The organism is Actinophytocola xanthii (assembly GCF_001921205.1).
GTDB classification, from domain to species: Bacteria; Actinomycetota; Actinomycetes; order Mycobacteriales; family Pseudonocardiaceae; genus Actinophytocola; species Actinophytocola xanthii.
This window is the reverse complement of record NZ_MSIE01000037.1, coordinates 53,906-68,132: the sequence shown is the minus strand read 5'-3', so window position 1 is coordinate 68,132 and position 14,227 is coordinate 53,906. Positions and strand designations below refer to the sequence as shown.

Genomic DNA, 14,227 nt, shown 5'->3' with positions numbered 1-14,227 from the left:
GTGCACCTAGCGTTACCCGTATGGATGGTGGCGCAGCTCACATCGACCTCGCGGGGCGCAGCGCCCTGGTCACCGGCGCCGGCAGCGGCATCGGCCGGGCGTGCGCGCACGTCCTCGCGGGCGCGGGGGCGCTGGTGCACGTCGTGGACCGGGACGGCGACTCGGCGAAGGAGGTCGCCGGGCTGCTCGGCGGGCAGGCGCACGTCGTCGACCTGAGCGACGCCGCCGCGGTCGAGACCCTGCCGACCGAGGTCGACGTCCTGGTCAACAACGCCGGTCTGCAGCACGTCGCGCCCCTGCACGAGTTCCCGCCCGAGGTGTTCACGCTGATCCAGCAGGTGATGGTGACCGCGCCGTTCCTGCTCGTGCGGCGCTGCCTGCCGCACATGTACGCGCGGGGGTGGGGTCGGGTCGTGAACGTCTCCAGCGCGCACGGGCTGCGGGCGAGCGCCTTCAAGGCGGCGTACGTGAGCGCGAAGCACGGGCTGGAAGGGCTGTCCAAGGTCACCGCCATCGAGGGCGCCGCCCACGGCGTGACCAGCAACTGCGTCAACCCGGGCTACGTGCGCACGCCCCTGGTCGAGAACCAGATCGAGGCGCAGTCCAGGGCGCACGGCCTGGACCGGGAGGAGGTCGTCGAGAAGGTGTTGCTGGATCGCTCGCCGGTCAAGCGCCTGGTCGAGCCGGCCGAGGTCGCCGCGCTCGTGCTCTGGCTCTGCGGCGACCACGCGAGCTCGCTGACCGGCGCGTCGCTCCCCCTGGACGGCGGCTGGACCGCGACCTGACCAGACCTTCTCCCGGCCGGTCAGCGAGGACAGGCGTCCTGCCCGCGCCGGACCAGGTCTCCAGGGCCGGCCCGGACCACCGTGCTCGCCGTGGTCGTGGCCGGCGAGACCCGGGGCTCGGAGCTGGAGGAGCCCGTGGTGACCTCCTCGACGTTCCCGGCTGGCGCCGGCGAGTGACACGATGACCCGCGTGGAGGCGACCGACGCGGCACGTCGGCTGCTCGACCTGCTCGCCGAGGGCGCGAGCGGCGAGCGGCTGGCACAGGTGGCAGTCGAGGGCCGCGACCTGCCGCCGGCGGAGCGGCCGGGCCTGGTGGAGGCGGTGGAGGTCGCGCTGCGGATCCATCGCACCCTCCGCGAACACCGCCGCCGCGAGGCCGAGCTGACCGCCCTGTTCGACACCGCCCGCGACCTGTCCAAGCTGCGTGACCTCGACGAGGTGCTGCAGTCGATCGTGCGGCGGGCCCGGCAGCTGCTGGCGGCCGACCTGTCCTACCTGAGCCTGAACGACGAGCGGGCGGGCACCACCTACATGCGGGTGACCGACGGGTCGGTGTCCTCCCTGCTGCCCCGGCTGCGGATCGGGCACGGGGAAGGGCTCGGCGGCCTGGTGGCCCAGACCGCCCATCCCTACGCGAGCGCGGACTACCTGTCCGACCCCCGGTTCGACCACACCCCCGCGATCGACGAGGCGGTGGCGGCCGAGCACATGGTGGGGATCCTCGGGGTGCCGCTGTCGCTGGGCGGGACGGTGATCGGGGTGTTGTTCGCGGCGGACCGGGCGCGGCGCGAGTTCCCCGCCTCGGAGGTCGCGCTGCTGTCCTCGCTGGCCGACCATGCCGCGATCGCCATTGACAACGCGCAGCTGCTCGCCGAGACCCGCCGCGCCAACGAGACGATCACCGGGCACAACGAGGAGATGCGCCGAGGTGAGGACGCCCACGACCGGCTGATGGAGCTGGTGCTGCGCGGCGGGGACCTCGTCGAGCTGACCGCCGAGGTGGCCGCCGTGCTGAACGGCGGGATCGTGCTGCTGGACGACGCCGGCGGGGAGCTGGCCAGGGTCGGCCGGGACCCGGTGCGCCTGCCCGGGTCCGCCGTCGCCAGCTCGCGGTCCTCCGGCCGGGCCGTGCGGTCGGACGAGGAGTGGGTGTGCGCGGTGGTCGCCGGGCCGGAGCTGCTGGGCTGCCTGGTGCTCGGCGGCCGGCCGAGCCTCGGCGAGGCCGACCGGCGGCTGTTCGAGCGGGCCGCGGTGGTGGCCGCGCTCCTGCTGTTGCTGCGGCGCTCGGTCGCGGCGGCCGAGGACGAGGTGCGCGGGGAGCTGCTGGCCGACCTGCTCACCGCGCCGCACCGCAACCCGGCGGCCCTGCTCGCCAGGGGTCGCCGGCTGGGGATCGACCTGACCACCCCGCACGCCGTGCTGGTCGCGGCGAGCGACGGCGTCCCGCGGCGCCGGCTGGCGGCGGCGTGTGCCCGGCACGCGGCCCTGGTGGGCCTGCACGCCGACCAGGTGGTGCTGCTGGTGGACGGATCGCCTGCGCTCGCCGCCGGCCTGGCCGGGGAGCTGACCGCGGCGGTCGGCGCGCCGGTGACCGTCGGCGGGTCCGGGCCAGCCTCGGGTCCGGCGGCGGTGGCGGCCGCCGCGGAGGAGGCCGCGCGCTGCGTTCGGACCCTGCTGGCGCTGGGCCGGCCGGGGACCGGAGCCCTCGCCGGCCGACCTCGGGTTCGTCGGGCAGTTGGTCGGGGACCGGACCGACCTCGCCGGGTACGTGCGCTCGGTCCTGGGGCCGGTCCTCGACTACGACGCGCGCCGGGGTACCGACCTGGTCCGCACGCTGCGCGCCTACTTCGACTGCGGCGCCAACCTCACCCGGGCCAGGGCCGAGCTGCACGTCCACGTGAACACCGTCGTCCAGCGGCTCGAGCGGATCTCGGCCCTGCTCGGCGAGGACTGGCAGAGCCCGGAGCGGGCGCTGGAGGTCCAGATCGCCCTGCGCCTGCGCCGGCTCCAGGCACCCGCTAGCTGAGCCGCTGCTGGAGGTCGACGGCCACCTCGTGGTGGGTCACCTCCTCGTCCCAGCGGGACAGGACGGCGCGGGCCGCCTCCTCGACCACGGCGCGACCCGGCTCCGCCCCGGCGAAGCCGGCCACCGCGTCCATGCTCTCGAAGAACGTGAGCGAGGTGAACGCCACCTCGTCCCCGTCGGTCCGGCTCAGCAGCCGGGCGCCGCGGAAGCCGGGAACCCCGGCGAGATGGTCGGCCACCTCCGACTCGTAGTGCCGCCGGTAGCTCTCCGCCGTCTCGACCGGGGCCCAGCCCCGCCACATGCGTGCGATCATGGCCTGGTCATACCAGGCCCCTCACTCGGTCCGCAGCGAGGTCAACCGGGTGGCGCCGCGCAGGAACGGCAGCGTCATCGCGGTCACCAGCACCGACAGCAGCGCCGCTCCGGCCGACAGCAGGCCGACGCCGAGCCAGTCGACGACCACGCGCTCCTCGCTGATCCGCACGATCATCGCGCCGAGACCGATGCCGGTGCCCACGGCGACCACCACCCCGATCCCGAGCGGCAGCACCACCTGCCAGAGCAGCGACCTGGCAAGTACCCCCCTCGGCACCCCGGAGGCGACCAGCATGGCCAGGGCACGGCGCCGCTCTCGGATGTGTTCGAGCGCGAGGACCAGCAGGCTCACCCCGGCCAGCAGCAGGATGAACACCGACGCGGCGTAGAGGGCGTTGCGGACGGCGAGGAACACCGCCTGGTCGGCACGGAGGTCCTCGACGGTGTTGTACGAGTAGACGTAGGCCCGCCAGCCGAACTCGCCAACCGAGTTCCGGAGTTGCTCGAGCTGGTCGGAGGTCGGGTTGCCGGCATCCACCCGCAGCGAGGTGTACACCGCCGGGGGCAGGCTGGCGAAGGCGCCAGGGGTGGCGATCAGGTCGGCGAAGGCCACCATCTCGTCGAGCTCCGCGTTCCCGTCCACCTCGCGCATCCGGTTCGGCACCGTCCAGGTTCCGAGCCGCTCGAAGGTGGCGGATTCCTCGGTCGGCTCGTCGGAGTACTCGTACTGGCGGAACTCGAGCTCCGTTCCGGGGCGAGGTACCGAACGGCCGTCCGGCACGGTGAGGACGTCGCCGTCGGCGCACTCCTCGACACCGGCCGCCGCACGCATCGCCGCGCAGTCCAGCACGACGATCTGCGTGCCGCTGCCCTCCGACGCACCCGGCTCGAAGGCCGCCACCCCCCGCAGGAGGTACGCCTCGCGCACCGCCGGTACCGCCCTGACCTCGGCCAGCGCCTCGTCGGCGATGTCATGGTCGACCAGTTTGACCTCGATGACCGGCTCCGGCGGCTGCCCGGCCGCGGCGGCCGTGATGCCCATGTCGTCCTCGACCGAGGTCAGGGTCGTCTGCAACGCGATCGCGCCGGCCAGGACGACCACGACGCCGCCGACCACCCTGGCCGAGGTGCCGCTGTCCAGCTGGAGCCGCCGGACCGCGAGCTGCCAGGACGAGGGCCCGCCCGAGATCCGGCCGGCGATCCCCTCCACCAGCCAGGGGAGCAGCACCGGCACGCCGATCAGCAGCAGCGCCGTCCCGGCCGACAGGGCGATCGCCCACTGGTCCGAGCCGCGTGACCCGCCGCCACCGGTGAGCAGGAGCGCCACCCCGGCAGCCACCAGCAGGAGCCGCCACCACACCTGGCGGCGCACCGGTTTGACCCGCCGGACCACACCGAGCGGCTCGATGATGGTTCGGCGCAGTGCGACCAGCGCGGTGAGCACCGCCAGCGCCGGGATGGCCACCACGATCACCAGCACCAATACCGGGTTCGGCACGACGTCCTCGCGGTACACCCGCAGCCCGAGCAGCTCGATGTCCTCGGCGAACGCCCGCAGGACGAGGAAGGCCGCGCTGCCGACCACGAGCCCGGCGAACGCGCTGATCGCCGTCTCCGCCGCGGCGATCCGCCGGACCTGCGCCGCTCCGACACCCACCAGGCGCAGTGCCGACAGGCGCCGGTCACGCTCGGCTCCGGCGATGCGACTGGCCGAGGCGACGAAGATGAACACCGGTACGAGCAGGATCACGGCACCCAGGTTGACGAGCAGCATCGCCTCGACCGCCGGTGGACTCGACTCGTACTGCGCTCCGAACTCGTAGACCCGCTCCGCTTCCGGGGCCCCGATGAGCTCCGCGTCCGCACCGACGTAGGCGATGAGGTCCCCGGGCTCGGGCACCATCTCCCGGCCGATGGTTCCGACCAGTTCCTGGGGCAACCGCGGGCGGAGGAGGTCACCGTCGGGCGAGCCGAGCAGGCCGACGAGGGCCTGCGAGGCCACCATCTCGCCCGGCGCCGGCACCTCGTCGATGCCGGGGGGCAGCGGCGGGTTCTCCCCCTGCGCGTGGACGAAGGCCAACTCGATCGACTCGCCCTGGAACTGGCTGATCGACCGCGCCACGTACAGCGGGTCCACCCCGTCGACCGGTTCGGTCGACCTGACCGTGTCGGCATCGTCCCGCTGGTCCTGCTGGGTCACGATCGTGCCGACGGACGCGCCGACCAGCAGCACGACCACAGCGACGCCGACGCCGACGGTGCTGAGCACGAACCTCGTCACGGAGCTGCGGCCGCCCCCGACTGCCAGCCGCATCCCCAGGATGAGGTCGCTCGTCCACCCCCTCATGCGAACTCCACCGCCCTGGTGTGCCCGTCGCGGACGACGACCTCGCGGTCGGAGTAGGCGGCGACCCTCGGCTCGTGCGTCACGAGGATGACCGCGGCGTCGGTCTCCCGGGAGGCCTCGGTCAGCAGCCGCATCACGTGCTCGCCGTTGAACGAGTCCAGTGCCCCGGTCGGCTCGTCCGCGAAGATCACCTTTGGCCCGGTGACCAGGGCGCGGGCCACCGCGACCCGCTGCCCCTGGCCACCGGACACCTCCCCCGGGCGGTTGCTCGCGACGTCGCCGACCTCCAGCCGGGCGAGCCAGTCGCGGGCAAGCGCCTCGGCCTCGCGCCGCCTGCGGCCCCCGAGCCGCAGCGGCAGGGCGACGTTCTCCACACAGGTCAGCTCGGGCACGAGCTGACCGAACTGGAACACGAACCCGAACTCCGTCCGGCGCAGGGCGCTGCGCGCGGTGTCGGACATGGTCGCGATGTCCTGGCCGCCGTAGGTGACCGTGCCGGAGTCCGGGGTGATGATGCCGGCGAGGCAGTGCAGCAGCGTGGACTTGCCGGAGCCGGACGGGCCCATCACGGCCACGATCTCGCCGGCCCGCACGCCCATGCCCGCGCCGTCCAGCGCCTTGGTCCGACCGAACGACTTGACCAGGGCCTCGGCTCGCAGGAGGGGCTCGCTCATCCCCGCACCCGCCTCTCCAGGTCGGCGAGGCGCGCCGCGGTGAGCTCCAGCCAGCGCAGGTCGGCCTCGAGGTGGAACAGGGCGTGGTCGCAGATGAGCTGGTCGGTGAGGTCGCCGGCCCGCTTGCGCACGGTGAGCTCGCGCATCGCGTTGAGGTGCGCCGCACGCTGGCCGTCGAGCACCTCCTCGGCGGCGCGGCCGGACAGCAGGGCGATGACGACCTTCGTGTAGAGCGTGCTCTGCAGGTACAGCTCGGGCTTCTCCGGCGTGGCGAGCCAGCGCTCCACGTCGGTCACGCCCTCGGCGGTCACCGCGTACCGCTTGCGGTCCGGCCCGCCGCCCTGCTCGATGCCGTCCTCGGTGACCAGGCCGTGCTTGAGCAGCCGGGACAGCGTCGAGTAGACCTGCCCGTAGTGCAGCGGGCGGTCCTGGCCGAAGTGCTCGTCGTAGGCGCGTTTGAGGTCGTATCCGTGCCGGGGGCCGTGTTCGAGCAACCCCAGCAACGTGTGGCCGATTGACATGGCGAGGACAATACACAGTGTGTATAGATCAAGTCTATACACACTGTGTATTGCCCTCTGAGCTGCGGTTTTTCTAGCCGCAGAGGCAGAACGGGTGTCCTGCCGGGTCGGCGAAGACGCGGAAGGTCCGCTGGGTGTCGAGGTGCTTGGCACCGAGGTCGACGGCCCGTTCGTGCGCCGCGTCCATGTCCTCGACGTGCAGGTCGAGGTGGAACATCTGCTGGCGCTCGGGGTCGGGCCAGGTCGGCGGGCTGTAGTCGTCGGCGCGCTGGAACTCCACGCTGATGCCGTTCGGCGTCTTCAGCGTGGCCCACTCGGCCCCCGGCTCCGCCTCCGCGTCCGGCGGCAGGTCGAGGAGTCGGGCGTAGAAGTCAGCCAGCGCCTTGGGGTCCGGACAGTCGAGGACCACCGACGACAGGGTCGGTACGGACATGTCGCTCCCTTCTGAGCATTCTGCGTAACCATCAAACGCGTGACACAAGTTACCAGCTGACCGGCCTACAGTGGGGGACGTGACCGAGGACGTGACCTTGGTGCTGGACTTCCTGAACACGGTCGACGTCGAGGCGGGTACCGACGTCATCGAGGACCCCGTGCGGTGGGCCGGATGGTTGGCCGAACGGGACCTGGCGCCGGGCGAGGTGGAGCCGGCGGCCGTGCGGGCGACCCTGCGCGCGGCCGCGGGCGACCCGACGGCCGCGGCGGCGCCGGTGACCGCGCCGGTCCTGGTGACCGTGACGGAGGGCACGCCGAAGGTGGAGGCCCGGGACGTGGTGGGGGCGGTACTCGCGGCGGCCAGCCGCCTGGCGGTGCTCGGTAGCTGGGACCGGGTCAAGATCTGCCCGGCCGACGACTGCCGGTGGGCCTTCTACGACCGTTCCCGCAACCACTCCCGCACCTGGTGCTCGATGCAGGTCTGCGGCAACCGGGAGAAGGCCCGCGCCTGGCGCGAGCGCACGCGGGAACGGTAGGGGCTGGGCTGGGCTGGGCTGGGCTCCTAGAGGATCAGCTGGGCGACCGCGTAGATGAGCAGACCGGCCAGGGCGCCGACGACCGTGCCGTTGATCCGGATGAACTGCAGGTCGCGGCCGACCTGGAGCTCGATCTTGCGCGAGGTCTCCTCGGCGTCCCAGCGCTGGACGGTGTCGGTGATCAGCGTGGTGATCTCGTCGCGGTAGTTGAGCACGACGTAGGCGGCGGCGCCCTCCACCCAGTGGTCGACCTTCTCCCGGAGGGTGTCGTCCTCGGACAGGCGGCGGCCCAGCGAGACCAGGCCTTCGCGCACCCGCTTGCGCAGCTCGCTCGAGGGGTCCTCGGCGGCGTCCAGGAGCATCCCCTTGGCGGTCGACCAGGCCGACCCGATCACGTTCTGCACCTCGGGGTGATCGAGGACCTGCTGTTTGACCTGCTCGGCGCGCTCCATCGTCGTCGGGTCGGTCTGCAGGTCGCTCGCGAACTCGGCGAGGAACTTGTCCACCGCGAGCCGCATGGGGTGGTTCGGATCGGTCTTGACCATCCACGCGAACGACTGCACCTCGCCGAAGACCTTGTCCGCGACCAGCGAGTCCACGAACCGCGGCGACCAACTCGGCGCCCGGTCGGACACCACGCGCAGCACCGTCGAGTGGTTGGCCTTGACCCAGTCGTAGGCGCGGTCGCAGACCAGGTCGACGAGCTTGTGGTGCGAGCCGTCGGCGAACACCCCGGCCAGCAGCTTGCCCAGCGGCGGCCCCCACGGCACCGCGACCACCCGGCGGACCACGGCGTGCTCCATCACGGCCTGCACGTCCTCGTCACGCAGCACCGCGACCGCCCCGCGCACCACGGTGGACAGCTCGGCGGTCACCCGCTCGGCGTTCTCCGGTTGCGCCAGCCAGCCGCCGAGGCGACGGGCGACGCCGACCCGGCGCAGCCGCTCCCGGACGACCTGCTCGGAGAGGAAGTTCGTCCCGACGAAGTCGCCGAGGCTGTCGCCCAGGGCGTCCTTGCGGGTCGGGATGATCGCGGTGTGCGGGATCCGGATGCCGAGGGGGTACCGGAACAGGGCCGTGACCGCGAACCAGTCGGCCAGCGCGCCGACCATCCCCGCCTCGGCTGCCGCCTTGACGTAACCGACCCAGGTGGGCGCGCCGGCGGACTGCCAGAACGCCGTCGCGAGGAAGATCACTGTCGCCCCGAGCAGGAACGACAGCGCAACGAGTTTCATCCGGCGCAGACCGCGCCGCTTCTCCGCCTCACCAGGGATGGGGGCGTTGGTCAGGGGGACCGTCGGTTGCCGCACACGTCCATTGTCCGTGAGACTGCGTGACCGTGCCCCGGAAAGCCTTGGTTCCCCGACTCGAGCCGTTCACCTCGACCATCTTCGCGGAGATGACCGCACTCGCCACCAGGACAGGGGCGGTGAACCTCGGTCAGGGCTTCCCCGACACCGACGGTCCGCCCTCGATGCTGGAGGTCGCCCGGGAGGCGATCGCGAGCGGGGTCAACCAGTACCCGCCCGGCCCCGGCCGGCCAGAGCTGCGGGCGGCGATCGCCGCCCAGCGCTCGGGTTACGGCACCCGGTTCGACCCGGACACCGAGATCCTGGTCACCGTCGGCGCGACCGAGGCGATCGCGGCCTCGATGCTGGCGCTGGTCCAGCCGGGCGACGAGGTCGTGCTGTTCGAGCCCTACTACGACTCCTACGCCGCCTCGGTCGCGCTGGCCGGCGCGCAGCGGCGGGTGGTCCCGCTGGCCGAGGCCGGTGACGGCCGCTTCGCCGTGGACCTCGACGCGCTGGCCGCGGCGATCGGCCCGCGCACCCGGGCGATCCTGGTCAACTCCCCGCACAACCCGACCGGCACGGTCTTCACCCGGGCCGAGCTCGAGGGCATCGCCGCCCTGTGCGTCGAGCACGACCTGATCGCGGTGACCGACGAGGTGTACGAGTCGCTGACCTATGACGGCGTCGAGCACGTCCCGCTGGGCTCGCTGCCCGGCATGGCGCAGCGCACGCTGACGATCTCCAGTGCCGGGAAGATGTTCAACTGCACGGGCTGGAAGATCGGCTGGGCCTGCGGACCGGCCGAGCTGGTGTCGGCGGTGAAGGCGGCCAAGCAGTTCCTGACCTTCGTCGGCGGTGCACCGTTCCAGCCGGCGGTGGCGCACGCGCTCGAACACGAGGCGGCCTGGGCCGCGGCGCTCCGCGAGGACCTGCAGGGCAAGCGGGACCGGCTGGCGGCGGGACTGGCCGCGGCCGGTTTCGAGGTCCGCCGCAGCGCCGGGACGTACTTCGTGTGCGCGGACGTGCGCCCGCTGGGGTTCACCGACGGCGCGGAGCTGTGCTGGCGGCTGCCGGAGCGGATCGGCGTCGCCGCGGTGCCGGTCCAGGTCTTCACCGACAACCCCGACCGCTGGCGGCACATCGTCCGCTTCGCCTTCTGCAAACGCGACGAGGTCCTCGACGAGGCCGTGAAGCGCCTGCACAAGCTGGCGTAGGCCGAACTCAGCCCTGGTCGGGAGTGAGGTCCACGACGGCGAGTGCCTGGTCGTCATGGACCTTGGGACGCGGCCAGCGGCGACCGTCCCGGTCGCTCTCCTCGGCCGCGCGGACCTCGTCCAGCACGGCCTGCGGCCCCCTGGTCCTGACCAGCTCGACCACGGCCGGCCAGTCGAACAGCCCGTAGTCGTCGACGCCGCACGAGACACCGTCGCTGGCGAGCAGGACCAGGCTGGTCGCGGCCCGCGGCCAACTGGCGCGGACCGCCTGGTAGGCCGCGTCCGGATCGGCCTCGGCCACCCAGAACCCGCCCTCGGTGTTGCGCAGCTCACCCACCTGGGCCGCGGCGGCGCGCAGGGCCGCGACGTGCTCCTCGCCGTAGCCGGCACCGGCCCGCAGCCGACCGCGGTACCCGCCCCCGCGTCGGGGCAGGGCGGCCAGCCGATGGTCGGCCAGGAGCGTGGTCCCGCCGCCGGTGACCGCCACGACCGGGCTGTCCGCGAGCACCAGGCCCTCGACGGTCTCGGCCGACCAGCGCACGAGCGCGACCGTGCTGGACGGGGAGTCGCCGGGGACCAGATCGTGCTCTCTGGCGACGGCGTGAATGGCGGCGGCGAGCAGGTCGGCCAGGTCCATCGTGGGATACCCGGTGAGCCGGGCGACCAGGTGACCGGCGAGCACCCGCGCGTACCAGCCGCCCCCGCGACCGGGTCGGGTCGAGGTGGCGCCGTCGAGCAGCACGACCGCGTTGGGGAGCGGGACGACCACGTCCTCGCTCGGCCGCGGTTGCCCGTCCAGACCGACCCCGGGCTGTTCCGCGATGTCGATCTTCATGAGCACACCCTACGTGTCAACGTGAGTTGACAGTCCGCTCGCGTCAACGTAAGTTGACAGCATGAGTGAGGCAACGCAGCTGGCCAGCGCGGCCGGCGACCGGGATCCGCGAGTGGGCCTGCGGGCCGTCGCGGGTCTGCGGCGGCTGCTGGAACGCCTGGAGGCGGTCCAGGTCCGCAACGCGCGGATGCAGGGCTGGTCCTGGCAGGAGATCGCCACGGAGCTGGGCGTCAGCCGGCAGGCGGTACACAAGAAGCACGGGAGGGCGTGACATGTTCGAACGGTTCACCAGGTCCACGAAGAGGGTGGTGCTCGACGCGGTGCGCGAGGCCGAGCGCGAGGAGGCCGCCGAGGTCGGCCCCGAGCACCTGATGCTCGGCCTGCTGCACGACCACGCCCGGTCCGCCCCGATCCTCGTGGCCGCGGGGCTGCGCCGGGAGGCCATGCTGGCCGAGTTCGCCGCCGCCCGCAGGCGGGGCGGCCTGTCGACGGCCGAGGCCGACGCGCTCGGCCGGTTCGGCATCGACGTGGCGGCCGTCGTCGAGCATGTCGAGCGGGCCCACGGGGAGAACGCGCTGGCCCGCGGGCCGCGCCGGCGCTTCCGGTTCCCGAAGGGACACCTCCCCTTCGGACCGGAGGCGAAGGCCGCACTCGTGGGGACGCTGCGCCAGGCGCAGGAGCGCCGGGACCGCCGCATCGGCGACGAGCACCTGCTGTTGGCCATGGCCGCGGGCGGCGGGGTGGGCGCCGAGGTGCTCGCCGCCCACGGCCTGTCCTACCCGGAGGTGCGCAGCCGGTTGGCCACCGTGCAGTGACCACGGTTGGCCGCGGTCATGCCTCGGCCGCGTCCACGCGCTCCGGCCGCCACCGAACCAGGGGCAGGAACGCCTGGGTGAGCGGGCCGATGGCGAGGGCGTAGACCACGGTGCCGATACCGGCCGTGCCGCCGAGCAGCCAGCCCACGGCCAGCACGGTCAGCTCGATCCCGGTGCGCACGACGCGGATCGAGACGCCGGTCCGCGCGGCGATGCCGGTCATCAGCCCGTCGCGCGGACCGGGCCCGAGGCGCACCCCGATGTAGGTCGCCGTGGCCAGGCCGTTCAGCACAACGCCGCTCACCATGAGGACGATCCGCGCGGCCAGCGCCGAGGGCGGGGGCAGCAGCGCCAACGTCAGGTCCACCGCGACCGCGATCACGACGATGTTCGCCACGGTGCCCACCCCCGGCCGCTGCCGCAGGGGGATCCAGCAGAGCAGCACCAGCGCGCCGAGGATGCCCGTCACCAGGCCGAAGCTCAGCCCGGTGCGCTCGGAGAGCGCCTCGTGCAGGACGTCCCACGGGTCGAGCCCGAGGGTGCTGCGCACCATCAGGCCCATGCTCACGCCGTAGAGCACCAGCCCGGCCAGGAGCTGGGTGAGCCGCCGGGTGGGGCGAACGGCCATCGGGATCGGCTTGAAGTCCACGCAGCCATCCTGCGCAGATCGGCCTTCCCCATCAATAGCCAATGCGGAACAATTGGCCTCATGAACCCCGAGATCCCACCCAGTGGACGGGTAACGGCACGGCGGTTGGCCGAGCACCTCGGCCTGTGGCGGCGAGGAGGCTCCCGACACGGAGCCGCCGACCTCGCCGCGGGCATCCGGATGCTCGTCCTGGACGGGCGCCTCCCGCCGGGCACTGGCCTGCCACCGGAGCGGGAGCTCGCCGAGGCGCTGGGGGTCAGCCGCACCCTCGTCGCCTCGGCCTGGGAGCGGTTGCGGACGAGCGGCCTGGTGGTGAGCCGACGGGGGGCCGGCTCGTGGACGGCGGTGCCGCGCGGCAGGTCCTCCGGCGGCCTCGCCGACGAGCCGGCGGACGCCCACCAGCTGATCGACCTCGCCCGGGCTGTACCGGAGGCCATCCCCGGGGTGGCCGCCGCGGCGGAGGCGGCGTTGCCGCGGTTCACCGCCGAGCTCGGTGGGCACGGCCTCTACGAGCAGGGCCTGCCCGAGCTGCGGGCGCGCATCGCGCAGCGCTTCACCGAACGCGGGCTGCCGACCGAGCCCGACGAGATCCTGGTGACCAACGGCGCGCACCATGGCCTGGCGATGGCCCTGCGCGTGCTGGTCGGGCCGGGCGACCGGGTGCTGCTCGAGCAGCCCACCTACCCGAACGCGATCGAGGCGGTCCGGGCGGCACACGCGCTCCCGGTACCGGTCGCGATGACCGAGGACGGGTGGGACCTGGACGGGCTGGAGGCGACGCTGCGCCAGGCCGCGCCCCGGCTTGCCTATCTGGTCGTCGACTTCCAGAACCCGACCGGGCACCAGCTGGACGAGGCCGGCCGGGCCCGGCTCGGCACCGCGCTACGCCGGGCGAGGACGCCGGTCGTGATCGACGAGACCCACGTCGACCTGGACCTGCGGGACTCCCCGGCCTCCCCGCCGCCGTTCGCGGCGTTCGCCGGCGACCTCGTGCTGGCCACCGGGTCCGCGGCGAAGTCGCACTGGGGCGGCCTGCGGATCGGCTGGATCCGAGCCTCCCGCGAGCTCGTCAACCGCCTGCTGGTCGCCCGGCGCGGGCTGGATCTCGGTTCGCCGGTGTTCGAACAGCTGGTGTTGGCCGAGTTGCTCGCCGCGCCGCCGGCAGCGCTCGTGGAACGCCGAGCGAGGCTGGCCGCGCAGCGCGACGCGCTGGCCGACGCGCTGGCGCGGGAGTGCCCGGACTGGTCGTTCCACCTCCCCGACGGCGGCCTCTCGCTCTGGTGCCGGCTGCCCGCCCCCGTGAGCACCCGGGTGGCTGCCGTGGCCCAGAACTTCGGGGTACGGGTGGCCCCTGGCTCGTTCTTCGCGGTGCACGGCGGGCTGGAACACTGGCTCCGCCTCCCGTTCACCCGGCCGAGTGACGTATTGGCGGAGGCCGTGCGCAGGCTGGCATCGGCGGCGGCATCAGTGGCTGAATGCGGTGCCCCGATGGCGGACAACGGACCTGTACCCGTGACCTGACTAGCGCCGCGGTCGTTGGGAGCGGTAGAAAGCAGTGCGCTGAATGGCCCAGTTCGTCCTGGGCCATCCAGCGCACCGGTCGCCTCTGGCGCGCACGGAGGTGTGGCCGGCACAGCCCCTCGATGTGCCGGTCGGGCCGGGCGGTCAGAGGGAGAGCCCCGGCGCCGCGGGGGCATCGCGGCGCCGGGGCCAGGCCCCGACCTGACCGGGCGCGGTCGGCAGGTCGGGTGGTTCGGGTTGTTCTGTTCGGTTGCTCGGCGA

At 73.2% G+C, this 14,227-nt stretch carries 14 protein-coding genes and 1 pseudogene; 7 read left to right on the top strand and 8 right to left on the bottom strand.

The window, feature by feature from the left end:
• Nucleotides 1-20: 20 nt before the first annotated feature.
• Nucleotides 21-785, top strand: a complete 765-nt coding sequence (locus BU204_RS20265; protein ID WP_075127274.1) for a 3-hydroxybutyrate dehydrogenase — start codon at nt 21-23, stop codon at nt 783-785.
• A 181-nt stretch (nt 786-966) separates the two neighbouring features.
• Nucleotides 967-2,812, top strand: a pseudogene (locus BU204_RS20260) (helix-turn-helix domain-containing protein).
• Here BU204_RS20260 and BU204_RS20255 read toward each other — a convergent pair.
• The 5 genes from BU204_RS20255 to BU204_RS20235 all read right to left on the bottom strand — a co-directional run bounded on the left by BU204_RS20255 (nt 2,805) and on the right by BU204_RS20235 (nt 7,102).
• Complete coding sequence (locus BU204_RS20255) at nt 2,805-3,125, bottom strand: antibiotic biosynthesis monooxygenase family protein (protein ID WP_075127273.1); 321 nt, start codon at nt 3,123-3,125, stop codon at nt 2,805-2,807. The pseudogene BU204_RS20260 and the gene BU204_RS20255 overlap by 8 nt on opposite strands.
• Before the next feature lie 21 nt (nt 3,126-3,146).
• Nucleotides 3,147-5,474, bottom strand: a complete 2,328-nt coding sequence (locus BU204_RS20250; RefSeq protein WP_075127272.1) for an FtsX-like permease family protein — start codon at nt 5,472-5,474, stop codon at nt 3,147-3,149.
• Nucleotides 5,471-6,148, bottom strand: a complete 678-nt coding sequence (locus BU204_RS20245) for an ABC transporter ATP-binding protein (RefSeq protein WP_075127271.1) — start codon at nt 6,146-6,148, stop codon at nt 5,471-5,473. Before BU204_RS20245 ends, BU204_RS20250 begins: the two co-directional genes overlap by 4 nt.
• Complete coding sequence (locus BU204_RS20240; protein ID WP_075127270.1) at nt 6,145-6,669, bottom strand: PadR family transcriptional regulator; 525 nt, start codon at nt 6,667-6,669, stop codon at nt 6,145-6,147. Before BU204_RS20240 ends, BU204_RS20245 begins: the two co-directional genes overlap by 4 nt.
• Before the next feature lie 73 nt (nt 6,670-6,742).
• Nucleotides 6,743-7,102 (bottom strand): VOC family protein, encoded by a 360-nt coding sequence (locus tag BU204_RS20235; RefSeq protein WP_075127269.1) that lies wholly within the window; start codon nt 7,100-7,102, stop codon nt 6,743-6,745.
• 79 nt (nt 7,103-7,181) lie between these two features.
• Between BU204_RS20235 and BU204_RS20230 the strand changes: the two genes are divergently transcribed.
• A complete protein-coding gene (locus tag BU204_RS20230; RefSeq protein ID WP_075127340.1) occupies nt 7,182-7,640 on the top strand; it encodes a CGNR zinc finger domain-containing protein in 459 nt (152 codons plus the stop codon).
• Between the two features lie 26 nt (nt 7,641-7,666).
• Here BU204_RS20230 and BU204_RS20225 read toward each other — a convergent pair whose 3' ends face one another.
• Entirely contained in the window at nt 7,667-8,875 is a 1,209-nt protein-coding gene (locus BU204_RS20225) for a DUF445 domain-containing protein (protein ID WP_083661467.1), read from the bottom strand.
• Nucleotides 8,876-8,979: 104 nt separating this feature from the next.
• Here BU204_RS20225 and BU204_RS20220 point away from each other — a divergent pair, with 104 nt between their 5' ends.
• Nucleotides 8,980-10,146 (top strand): pyridoxal phosphate-dependent aminotransferase, encoded by a 1,167-nt coding sequence (locus BU204_RS20220; RefSeq protein ID WP_075127339.1) that lies wholly within the window; start codon nt 8,980-8,982, stop codon nt 10,144-10,146.
• Between the two features lie 7 nt (nt 10,147-10,153).
• On the opposite strand, the gene BU204_RS20215 is transcribed toward BU204_RS20220, so the two are convergent.
• The gene (locus BU204_RS20215) at nt 10,154-10,981 is read right to left on the bottom strand and encodes a hypothetical protein (protein ID WP_075127267.1); all 828 of its coding nucleotides are present in this window, start codon (nt 10,979-10,981) and stop codon (nt 10,154-10,156) included.
• Nucleotides 10,982-11,042: 61 nt separating this feature from the next.
• Here BU204_RS20215 and BU204_RS20210 point away from each other — a divergent pair, with 61 nt between their 5' ends.
• Together BU204_RS20210 and BU204_RS20205 are read left to right on the top strand one after the other, a co-directional pair.
• Complete coding sequence (locus tag BU204_RS20210; RefSeq protein WP_075127266.1) at nt 11,043-11,252, top strand: helix-turn-helix domain-containing protein; 210 nt, start codon at nt 11,043-11,045, stop codon at nt 11,250-11,252.
• A gap of 1 nt (nt 11,253) precedes the next feature.
• A complete protein-coding gene (locus tag BU204_RS20205; protein ID WP_075127265.1) occupies nt 11,254-11,796 on the top strand; it encodes a Clp protease N-terminal domain-containing protein in 543 nt (180 codons plus the stop codon).
• 16 nt (nt 11,797-11,812) lie between these two features.
• On the opposite strand, the gene yczE is transcribed toward BU204_RS20205, so the two are convergent.
• Nucleotides 11,813-12,424: a membrane protein YczE gene (gene yczE, locus BU204_RS20200; RefSeq protein WP_075127338.1), complete on the bottom strand. Its 612-nt coding sequence runs from the start codon at nt 12,422-12,424 to the stop codon at nt 11,813-11,815.
• 81 nt (nt 12,425-12,505) lie between these two features.
• Between yczE and yczR the strand changes: the two genes are divergently transcribed.
• Complete coding sequence (gene yczR / locus BU204_RS20195) at nt 12,506-13,966, top strand: MocR-like transcription factor YczR (RefSeq protein WP_075127264.1); 1,461 nt, start codon at nt 12,506-12,508, stop codon at nt 13,964-13,966.
• Nucleotides 13,967-14,227 lie beyond the last annotated feature (261 nt).

Excerpts from the sequence above, each read along its gene's own strand:
- BU204_RS20210 (WP_075127266.1), top strand. The coding sequence starts at position 11,043 with ATGAGTGAGGCAACGCAGCTGGCCAGCGCGGCCGGCGACCGGGATCCG.
- yczR (WP_075127264.1), top strand. The coding sequence starts at position 12,506 with ATGAACCCCGAGATCCCACCCAGTGGACGGGTAACGGCACGGCGGTTG.
- BU204_RS20240 (WP_075127270.1), bottom strand. The coding sequence starts at position 6,669 with ATGTCAATCGGCCACACGTTGCTGGGGTTGCTCGAACACGGCCCCCGG.
- BU204_RS20235 (WP_075127269.1), bottom strand. The coding sequence starts at position 7,102 with ATGTCCGTACCGACCCTGTCGTCGGTGGTCCTCGACTGTCCGGACCCC.
- BU204_RS20265 (WP_075127274.1), top strand. The coding sequence starts at position 21 with ATGGATGGTGGCGCAGCTCACATCGACCTCGCGGGGCGCAGCGCCCTG.
- BU204_RS20215 (WP_075127267.1), bottom strand. The coding sequence starts at position 10,981 with ATGAAGATCGACATCGCGGAACAGCCCGGGGTCGGTCTGGACGGGCAA.
- BU204_RS20225 (WP_083661467.1), bottom strand. The coding sequence starts at position 8,875 with ATGAAACTCGTTGCGCTGTCGTTCCTGCTCGGGGCGACAGTGATCTTC.
- yczE (WP_075127338.1), bottom strand. The coding sequence starts at position 12,424 with ATGGCCGTTCGCCCCACCCGGCGGCTCACCCAGCTCCTGGCCGGGCTG.
- BU204_RS20250 (WP_075127272.1), bottom strand. The coding sequence starts at position 5,474 with ATGAGGGGGTGGACGAGCGACCTCATCCTGGGGATGCGGCTGGCAGTC.
- BU204_RS20245 (WP_075127271.1), bottom strand. The coding sequence starts at position 6,148 with ATGAGCGAGCCCCTCCTGCGAGCCGAGGCCCTGGTCAAGTCGTTCGGT.
- BU204_RS20205 (WP_075127265.1), top strand. The coding sequence starts at position 11,254 with ATGTTCGAACGGTTCACCAGGTCCACGAAGAGGGTGGTGCTCGACGCG.
- BU204_RS20255 (WP_075127273.1), bottom strand. The coding sequence starts at position 3,125 with ATGATCGCACGCATGTGGCGGGGCTGGGCCCCGGTCGAGACGGCGGAG.